A 7,005-nucleotide genomic window follows, 5' to 3' on the forward strand; every position below is an offset into this window, starting at 1 on the left:
GTGCGAAGGTGTCGATCCCCTCGTGCAGGCTGCGCACACTGACGATTCGGCGTCGGTTGCGCGTGCGGTCGCGCCTGCATCTGCCACCTTCGGCTGGTGGGGCCGAATTCCGGAACGGTTGAGCTGCGTTTCGTTCACGCCGGCTGCCGCTTGGCCGCCTTGGTGTACCGCGCCGGCGGCCCGCAGCAAACCCGCCGTTGCCCGCTGTACCCTGTCCCCTGTAATCCGCAGTTCCGCCGTTGCAGGCTATTCCCTATTCCCTGTTCCCTATTCCCTGCAGTTCACGCCGCCCGCAGCACCGCCAGCTCCACCCGCAGCCGCGCCAGCGCCTTGGTCCGGATCTGCGACACGCGCGACTCCGTCACCTCCAGCACCGTGGCGATCTCGTGCAGCTTCATCTCCTCGAAGTAGTACAGCGACAGCACCACGCGCTCCTGGTCCTTGAGCCCCAGGATGGCGTCGCGCAGCAGGGCCGCCTCTTCCTGGCGGTTGATGCGGTCCTCCACCGTGGGCGCGTCCTCGTCGTGCAGCACGTCCATGGGCGCGGGCGAGCGCTCGTCGCCGTCGCGCACGGGACGGTCGATGCTGATGCGCACGCCGCCCTCCGCGTCCGCCCGCCAGCGGCTGAACGTCTCCAGGTCCACGCCCATGTGCGCCGCCAGCTCACGGTCGCTGGGCGCGCGGCCCAGCTCGCGGGTGAGCGCCTCGCGGGCGGAGGACGTATCGCGGCTGCGGCGGCGCACGGAGCGCGGCAGGGGATCGTGCCGGCGCAGCTCGTCCAGGATGGCGCCGCGGATGCGCGGCGCCGCGAACGTGCTGAAGGCCAGCCCCCGCGAGGGGTCAAAGCCGCGGGCGGCCTCCATGAGCCCCAGCGTGCCCGCGCTCACCAGCTCCTCCAGGTCGGCGTCGGCGGCCAGGCCGCGCTTGAGCTGCCGCGCCACGTGGTGCACCAGCCCCAGGTGCTCGGCCAGGGCGCTCTCGGACAGGCCGGCGGCGGGCGCCGGACGGGCCGGCGCCGCGGGAGCGGAAGCAGAAAGGGAGTACGTCATGGTTCAGACCCGCGCGTGTATGTCGTTCGGCATGCGCCCGGCGTGGGCGCCTCGTCCGCCGTCCAGGATCGTGGTCGCGATCTCGTCGACCGCGGCCGCCACATCGGAGCCTTCGGCGGCGTCGGCCAGCGGCATTCCGCCGCGGGTGCCCGCCCCAAGGCACGCATCTTCGGGGAGCAGCCAGGGCCGCCCCATCCGCCAGCCGAGGAACCGCTGCACGGCCCCCCGCAGCTCGTCGTCGCCGCCGCGGGTGCCCGCGCGGTGCCGGTTGAGCACCGCCTGCACCGTCACCGACGGAAACGCCACCGCCATCGCCTTCATCATCGCGTAGCAGCCGGCCAGGGCGGCCCGGTCCGGCGCGGCCACGGCCAGCAGCAGGTCCGCGCCTTCCGCGCAGGCATCCGCCACCGCGTCCCAGGCCCAGCCCGCGTCCGTCACCGTCAATTCCCACGCGGCGCGGCTCATCTCCGCCCGCGGATCGCCCAGCGTCACCCCGCCGCCCACGGGCCACGCGGCGGCCCCCTTGGGCACGCGCAGCAGCTCCGCCAGCGCCCCGTCCCCCGCGCCGTCCAGCAGCAGCACCTTGCGCTCCGGCCCCGCCAGGGCAAAGGCGAGGAGCGCCGCCACCGTGCTGCTTCCCGCGCCGGCCTGCCCGCTGGCCACGACCACGTGGCGCACCCGGTGCTTGATGGAGGGGCTCATGCGGCCGCCTTCTGCTCGGCCGGTTCCACCCCCAGCAGGTCCAGGATCCGCGGCACGGCCGTCCGCAGGGGGGCCATCGTCTCCGGCGCGTCGCTCACCCAGCGGGCGGGCATCTCCATCCGCAGGGGGATCTCGGCCGCGCCCGCGCCGCCCGGCACCTCGTCCAGCTTGGTGAGCAGCAGGTGCGTGGGATTCGCCGGCAGGTAGTCCTCGCGGATCACCGTCGCGACCTCCGTCCGCAGCCCGGCGGCCAGGGCCAGGTGCACTTCCTTCGGCTCCGCCCGGCGCAGCAGGGCCATCCACCGGTCCCCCGCCCCGCCGTCACGCGGCGCCAGGGGCGGCGTGTCGACGAGGACCACGGCGCACTCGCACAGCCGCAGCAGCGCCTCGTCCAGCCCCTCCGCGTCCGCCGCCGTCTCGATCGTCACGTCCGGCCGCAGGGACCGGATCACGTCCGCCGTGCCGATCCGGTGGCCGCCCAGGAGGAGGATGCCAACGGGCCGGTCCGCGAAGTCCCCCGCCGCCAGCCGCGCCACGGCCGCCGTCTTCCCCGCCCCGCTGGGCCCCACGATGCCCATCACCAGGGGCCAGCCGCCCTCCGCCGAGAACTCGAGCGGACCCGGGTCCAGCGTCCGACGGAACGCTTCCACCTCCGCCGCCTTGGCCGCGATCACCTCCACGGCGTGGACGCGGCCCTCGCGCAGCACGCGGGTGCGGACGACCATGGCGTCGTCGCCCAGGGCCTCGCGCACGTCCTCGAAGACGCGGACGAGCGAGGCGCCACGAAAGGTCTCAAGCCGCATCGTCCAGCTCCCACGTGGCGGCCGCGTGCAGGGTGGCGGCGGCCGGCAGCTCCGCCAGCGAGATCACGGCCTGCTGCGGGAACACGGGCTCCACCAGGCGCCGCACGCCCACGCGCAGCGCGGGAGAGACCAGCAGGGGGAGCGGGCGTCCGTCGCCGCGCTGCGTGGCCATGGCGTGCAGGCGGCGCAGCAGCTCCGCCAGCACGTCCGGGTTCAGCAGGGCGCTGGGCGCCTGGCCCGCGCGCGGGGTGAAGAGCGCCATGAGCGCGTGCTCCATCCGCGGGCCCACGGTGATGGCCGTGAGCGCGCCCGTGCCGTCCGTGTGCTGCCGGGCGATGACGTTGCCCAGGGCGCGGCGCACGAACTCCGTCAGGTGCTCGGGGTCGCGGCTCTGCTCGGCCGCGTCGCCCACCGCCTCCAGGACGGTCACCAGGTCGCGGACGGGCACCCGCTCCCGCAGCAGGCGCTGCAGCACGCGGTGCAGCGTGCCCAGGCTCACCTTGGCGGGGATGACCTCCTCCACGAGCGCCGGGTGCGTCCTGGCGAGCGCATCCACCATCTCGCGCACCTCCTGGCGGCCCAGCAGCTCGGCCGCGTTGCCCTTGAGCGTCTCCATCAGGTGCGTGGCCATGACCGTCGCCGGCTCCACGACGACGTAGCCGTACGACTCCGCCTCCACGCGCCGGTTGCCGCTGATCCACCGCGCCGGCATGCCGAAGCTGGGATCCACCGCGTCCATCCCCTCCACCTGCCGCGCCACGCCGCCCGTGTCCAGCGCCATCAGGAAGCGCGGCATCACCTCGCCGCGGGCCACTTCGGTCCCGCGCAGCTTGACCACGTACTCGTTGGCCGGCAGGCGCACGTCGTCACGGATGCGGACGGGCGGCACCAGGATGCCCAGCTCCAGCGCCGCCTGGCGGCGCAGGAGGCCGATGCGCTCCATGAGCTCGCCGCCCTGGCGCTCGTCGATGAGCGGGATGAGCGCGTAGCCGACGTCGACCTCGACGGGGTCCACCTGGACGAGCTCCTGCACCGTCGTCGCGGCCGGCTTGGGGAGGGCCGCCGTTTCGGCCGCGGCCACCTGCACGGCCTCCGCCTCCGCCCTGGTGCGGATCTGCCGCTCCGCCCCGCGCGCCATCATGGCCGCCGCGCCCGCCAGGGCCACGAACGGCAGCATGGGCAGCCCGGGCATCAGGCCAAACGCCATCAGCACGGCGGCCACGATCCACAGGGCCCGGGGGTGCGCGCTCAGCTGGCGGCCCAGGGCCACGCCCATGTGCGTGCCGCCGCTGGTGTGCGTCACCATCAGGCCCGCCGCCGTCGAAAGCACGAGGGCCGGGATCTGCGTCACCAGGCCGTCGCCCACGGTGAGCATGGTGAACGTGGCCAGGGCGTCGCCGATGGGCATGCCGCGCTGCACCACGCCGATGAAGATGCCGCCGACGATGTTGATGCCCGTGATGAGCAGCCCCGCCACGGCGTCGCCCTTGACGAACTTGGACGAGCCGTCCATGGCGCCGTAGAACTCCGCCTGCCGGGCGATGTCCTCGCGGCGGCGGCGGGCCTCGGACTCGTCGATGAGCCCCGCGCCCAGGTCGGCGTCGATGGCCATCTGCTTGCCCGGCATGGCGTCCAGGGTGAACCGCGCGGCGACCTCTGCCACGCGCCCGGCGCCCTTGGTGATGACGATGAAGTTGATGGCGATGAGGATCAAAAAGATCACCACGCCCACGGCGTAGTTGCCGCCGATGACGAACTCGCCGAACGCCTGGATCACCCGCCCCGCGTGCCCGTCCGTGAGGATGAGCCGCGTGCTGCTCACGTTGAGCGCCAGGCGGAACAGGGTCAGGATGAGCAGCAGCGACGGAAACGAGCTGAACTCCAGGGGCTCCGCCGAGTACAGCGCCACCAGCAGCACCACCAGCGAGCTGCCGATGGAGGCCGCCAGCAGCAGGTCCAGCATGACGGCCGGCAGGGGCAGCACCAGCAGCGCGATGACGAAGACGACGGCGATGGCCAGCCCCAGCTCCGACTTGCGTCCCGCGGGGGCCGCGCCGGCCGGCGCGGGAAGGGCGCGCGTGCTCATCGGGCCCCCGCGGGCACGCGGCCCCGCTGGCGCATGACGAACGCGAGCACCTCGGCCACGGCCACGTACAGGTCGGGCGGGATCATGGTCCCCACCTGCGCCGACGCGAGCAGCGCGCGGGCGAGCGGACGGTTCTCCACCATGGGCACGCCGGCTTCCCTGGCCGCGGCCTTGATGCGCTCCGCCACCTTGCGCTGGCCGATGGCGAGCACGTACGGGGCGGGCGCCTTTGCGGGATCGTACTTGATGGCCACGGCAATGTGCGTGGGGTTGGTGATGACGACGTCGGCCCTGGGCACGTCCGCCAGCATCAGCTTTCGGGCGAGGGCCCGGCCCGCGCTGCGCATGCGCGCCTTGAGCAGCGGGTCGCCTTCGCTCTGCTTCATCTCCTGCTTCACGTCCTCGCGGCTCATGCGCAGCTGCTTTTCGAACTGCCACAGCTGCCAGCCGTAGTCCGCCGCGGCCAGCACCAGGTACGAAAGGGCCGCGTTCATCATCAGCGTGTGCGCGTGCTCCCGCACCACGTGCAGGATGGCCATGGGGCTGCGCTGGGCCAGCGACAGCACGTCGCTCCACGCCTGCGCCAGGGTGCCGCGCACGGCCATTCCCACGATCACCAGCTTGAGCACGGACTTGAGCAGGTCCATCAGCGGCTGCGCGCCCACGAGGCGCTTGCCGTTCTGCGCGGGGCTCACCCGCTCCCACTTGGGGGCCAGCGCCTTGAGGCTCACCACGCCGCGCGCCTGCGCCGCGCCGGCCAGCCCGGCCGTGAGCGTGAGCGCCAGCATGAGCGGCAGCGCGCCGCCCACGGCCATCCACGCGCTCTCCTGCAGCAGCGTGGCGGCGCCCTTCGCATCCATCGGGGCGCTGTCGATCGCGGCCAGGCCGCTCCCCATCACCCCCGTGAGCGCGGCGCCCAGGCGCGGGCCCATGGAGCCCAGCATCCACGCGCTGGCCAGCATGAGGATGGCCGTGCCCAGCTCCTGGCTGCGGGGAATGCGGCCTTCCTCGCGCGCGTCCTGCCGACGCTTGGGAGTAGGGGCCTCGGTCTTTTCCATGTCCGACATCAGCGGCCTCCTCCCGACAGGGCGGCGAAGACGGTGCCCAGCATCTCGGCGTACCCGTCGCCCCACGCGGAAAAGGCGGGGGCCAGGAACGGCAGCGCGGCGGCCAGGGCGAACAGGCCCACGGCGATCTGCACGGGGAACGCGACGGACAGCACGTTCAGCTGCGGCGCCGCGCGGCCCAGCAGCGCCAGCGCCGTGTTGGCCACGAGCACGGCCGCCACGACGGGCCCCGCGAAGCGCAGCCCCGCGGCGAACAGCCCGCTCCCCAATCCGACCATCGCCCCGGCCCCGCCCCGCAGGTCCATCGGGGAGCCCGGCGGCAGCGCCGTCAGCGACTCGCCCAGGGCGCGCAGCATCAGCAGGTGGCCGTCCGTCGCGAGGAGGACGGCGACGGCAAGCAGCTGCGTCAGCTGGCCCAGCGCGGGGATGGAGGTGCGGTTCAGCGGGTCCAGCAGGGCGGCGCCGCTCAGGCCGGCGTGGATGGCGGCCAGGTCGCCCGCCAGCTCCGCCGCGCCCACGAACACGGCCGCCCCCAGCCCGATGGCCAGCCCCGCCATCACCTCGCCCAGCACGGCCACGGGCGTCACGGCCAGCCCCTCCGCCGGGGCGGCACCCAGCACGGCCGGGCGCAGCAGCAGCGAGAGCAGGATCACGAGCATGGTCCGCACGCGCACGGGGACCGTCTTGGCGGAGAAGACGGGCGCCACCAGCACCAGCCCGCCCACGCGGGACGACACCAGCACCAGCGCCGCGAAGCTCGCGGGGTCCAGCACGCCCAGCGTGCCCGGTGCGGCCTGCATCAGTGGGGCAGCGTGGGCAGGGAGCGGAACAGCTCCGTGGTGTACTTGCCCAGCACCTGCAGCATCCACGGCAGCGCCACCAGGAACACGCACGCGATGGCGATGAGCTTGGGCACGAACGACAGCGTCTGCTCCTGGATCTGCGTGAGGGCCTGGAACAGGCTGATCACCAAGCCCACGCCCAGCGCCACGGCCAGCAGGGGCCCGGCGACCAGGAGGGCGGTCAGGATGGCCTGGCGCGCCAGGTCCACGATCATCAGGTGCGACATCGCGTCGGCCTCAGCGGAAGGAGTTCACCAGGCCCTGCACCACCAGCGCCCACCCGTCCACCAGGACGAACAGCAGCAGCTTGAACGGCAGGGCGATCATGGCCGGCGGCAGCATCATCATCCCCATGCTCATCAGCACCGACGCCACCACCAGGTCGATGACGATGAAGGGGAGAAAGAGGACGAAGCCCATCTGGAAGGCCGTCCGCAGCTCGCTCGTGACGAAGGC

7 protein-coding genes and 1 pseudogene are annotated in these 7,005 nt (G+C 73.4%); all 8 read right to left on the bottom strand.

Annotation, left to right across the window (positions count from 1 at the left end):
* Nucleotides 1–281: 281 nt before the first annotated feature.
* Nucleotides 282–1,049: a FliA/WhiG family RNA polymerase sigma factor gene (locus VFZ20_RS10165; protein ID WP_329683757.1), complete on the bottom strand. Its 768-nt coding sequence runs from the start codon at nucleotides 1,047–1,049 to the stop codon at nucleotides 282–284.
* Nucleotides 1,050–1,052: 3 nt separating this feature from the next.
* Nucleotides 1,053–1,751: a hypothetical protein gene (locus tag VFZ20_RS10170; protein WP_329683758.1), complete on the bottom strand. Its 699-nt coding sequence runs from the start codon at nucleotides 1,749–1,751 to the stop codon at nucleotides 1,053–1,055.
* Complete coding sequence (locus VFZ20_RS10175) at nucleotides 1,748–2,554, bottom strand: hypothetical protein (RefSeq protein ID WP_329683759.1); 807 nt, start codon at nucleotides 2,552–2,554, stop codon at nucleotides 1,748–1,750. Before VFZ20_RS10175 ends, VFZ20_RS10170 begins: the two co-directional genes overlap by 4 nt.
* On the bottom strand, nucleotides 2,544–4,640 hold the full coding sequence (gene flhA, locus VFZ20_RS10180; protein ID WP_329683760.1) for a flagellar biosynthesis protein FlhA: 2,097 nt from the start codon (nucleotides 4,638–4,640) through the stop codon (nucleotides 2,544–2,546). Before flhA ends, VFZ20_RS10175 begins: the two co-directional genes overlap by 11 nt.
* A complete protein-coding gene (locus tag VFZ20_RS10185) occupies nucleotides 4,637–5,707 on the bottom strand; it encodes an EscU/YscU/HrcU family type III secretion system export apparatus switch protein (protein ID WP_329683761.1) in 1,071 nt (356 codons plus the stop codon). Before VFZ20_RS10185 ends, flhA begins: the two co-directional genes overlap by 4 nt.
* Nucleotides 5,707–6,507 (bottom strand): flagellar biosynthetic protein FliR, encoded by an 801-nt coding sequence (locus VFZ20_RS10190; protein ID WP_329683762.1) that lies wholly within the window; start codon nucleotides 6,505–6,507, stop codon nucleotides 5,707–5,709. Before VFZ20_RS10190 ends, VFZ20_RS10185 begins: the two co-directional genes overlap by 1 nt.
* Nucleotides 6,507–6,776 carry a flagellar biosynthesis protein FliQ gene (gene fliQ / locus VFZ20_RS10195; protein ID WP_329683763.1) on the bottom strand — a complete coding sequence of 90 codons (270 nt, stop codon included), beginning with the start codon at nucleotides 6,774–6,776 and terminating at the stop codon, nucleotides 6,507–6,509. The genes VFZ20_RS10190 and fliQ overlap by 1 nt, the downstream gene beginning before the upstream one ends.
* A 10-nt stretch (nucleotides 6,777–6,786) precedes the next feature.
* Nucleotides 6,787–7,005, bottom strand: a pseudogene (locus VFZ20_RS10200) (flagellar biosynthetic protein FliP); the annotation flags it as partial.

Origin of the sequence: Longimicrobium sp., assembly GCF_036280135.1 — a bacterium.
Classification (GTDB): Bacteria; Gemmatimonadota; Gemmatimonadetes; order Longimicrobiales; family Longimicrobiaceae; genus Longimicrobium.